Source organism: Pisciglobus halotolerans (assembly GCF_900113675.1).
In the GTDB taxonomy this organism is placed as follows: Bacteria; Bacillota; Bacilli; order Lactobacillales; family Carnobacteriaceae; genus Pisciglobus; species Pisciglobus halotolerans.
Window position 1 is genome coordinate 1 of record NZ_FOQE01000075.1, and the last position, 2,127, is coordinate 2,127.

General features: G+C 33.5%; 2 protein-coding genes. Both read left to right on the top strand.

Features of this window, described 5'->3' with window-relative positions; translation table 11 throughout:
- Positions 1-1,229: 1,229 nt before the first annotated feature.
- The gene (locus BM057_RS11385) at positions 1,230-1,424 is read left to right on the top strand and encodes a hypothetical protein (RefSeq protein WP_092093885.1); all 195 of its coding nucleotides are present in this window, start codon (positions 1,230-1,232) and stop codon (positions 1,422-1,424) included.
- Positions 1,425-1,564: 140 nt separating this feature from the next.
- Positions 1,565-1,708 carry a hypothetical protein gene (locus BM057_RS11800; RefSeq protein WP_177186257.1) on the top strand — a complete coding sequence of 48 codons (144 nt, stop codon included), beginning with the start codon at positions 1,565-1,567 and terminating at the stop codon, positions 1,706-1,708.
- Positions 1,709-2,127: the final 419 nt, after the last annotated feature.

Genomic DNA, 2,127 nt, shown 5'->3' on the forward strand with positions numbered 1-2,127 from the left:
ATGTAGACGAATCTACAAATCTACAAATCTACATGTAGACACGTCTACAAATCTACAAATCTACATGTAGACGTGTATACAAAGAAACGGGTTTTCGCCTACAAAATAAGGTTTTACAAAAAAAAAATAGTGTAGTACATTTAACTCAATTCAAAGCAAGACTAAAAACTGAATACAAAAAAAGCCCCGTAGACTCCAATCTACGAGACACGCAAAACTTTTCCGGTTTTATGTGTCTTATTATACCAGCCTCTTTTTGAGTTGGCAATAATAGGTCTTTTTTAAAACTGTAGGGGACAAGCTGCAGCCATGAAAAACTGGAATAAAGGGGACAGGTTAGGCGCTAGCCACTTCAATAACTAGCGATAGGGGATCAAAAGAGTTTACTGTATGCACTCTTTCCCTGAATGGTGTCCGCGACCGATTTAACGGCGGGGGTGGTAATCCTGGGCCAAAAGCCTGGTAACCTAAAACAATGCTCTTAGGGAGGATTTTAAGAGGGTTTTAGGTGTGTTTCAATAACACCAACGCATACAGATGTGATAGTGGCTCCAATCGTCTCGCCGACGTTAGAAATTCAAAATACATAAAAAGAAAAATAGCATGTTGTACTCTAGATTGTCATATAATTATTTTTTATATGGCTTGTCTAGGGTACAACTATGCTCAACACCAAAACATCAACACCTCTGTTAGCAAAGTGACCACCCAAAAGCAAGTACTAAAAAAAATAGTTACATGCAATAGGAAACAAAAATAATAATAAAAATTATATGCAGCTGGATAGGAATAAATAGACTATCAACTAGAGAGGTAGATAGGTATGAAGAATGAAGAAATAATAAGATGTGAATTAGTTGCTATTGACGATGAATATAACTTTTTGTAACAAAAGCGAACTGAAGTTAAAGAAAATGATTGAATTGCATTATTTAGGTGAAGAAAAATGTTAAAGCCATAGTAGCAGAGTATCAGTTGCCTTTAAAAAATATAGCTACATTTTCAAAAAATCTTCCTAATTATTATATGGATACAAAGTCCCTTTATGATGATACGTATATACAGCACCATTATCCAGTAAATTTGGTCTACAATGTTATTTACTAGATGGGAGTTGTTTGGAATGCAGACATACAGAATATTTAAACATACGTATTTCAAAAAGCAAAATCAAGATTGTATTAGTTTGAAGACTATATCTTTGTTAAACTTTAGGGGGAGGTGGTTTCATGACGACCACACTTAATACAATTGTAAAAGGTGTTTTAATTTTAACCAGCGTATTATTACTTGTTTCTTTAATTCTAGAAGGTTTTATTTTTAATACAACGCAAAAGTTAGCAATGGCGGCAATTTTTGCATTAGCAACTTCACTGTATGCTGAAATAAAAGATAATCAGACATCCGTTAAAAAAAGATCCTAGCAATAGTTAGAGTCTTTCTGTATACGGAATGTTTCTCTTATCATATACAAAAAAACTCGATAGAAAATTTATCTTACACAATAAACGAATACATAGATTTTGATACTGAACAATAAAATGGCCAAGGAGTGAAGTGGAGCGTGAAAAGGTCTTTATACTTCGGTATTTTTATGGGAATAATGACTGCGATTGCTACAAGTAATATTCCAGTCGGTCTCTTAATGGCTGGAGCCAATATGCTAGCTTTTGAAAATATTATAGGCAAAAAAGAACCTAGAAAGTAAAGAGGTTCTTTTTTATTGTGCGTTTAAATACCTGGATAGGACCGAAGTACTGAAAAATATCTTTGATAAGTCGTGAGGGCCTATAACGATCTGAGAATAGCTTCTATGCTCTTGGTTAGATTGATAACTGCTTTTCATTTTTATTCCATTCACTTCTTTCACTTTCTTGTTCCATTATTAGAGGTTGGACGTTATACGTCATTGAAAATGGATTCTCCTTTCAAAAAAGTGATACAAGATTTCGTTTCATATAACACGAAATCTTGTATCTGACACCAATATAAAAAAAGAACCCTATAGGAATAGGATTCTTGCTACATGGTTTTATCTAATTTCATGTATCGCATGATACTATTTGGATAATGCGCCAATCTGTTAGCACAAAAAAAGACAACGAGATTTAATCGATGTCTTTTTTT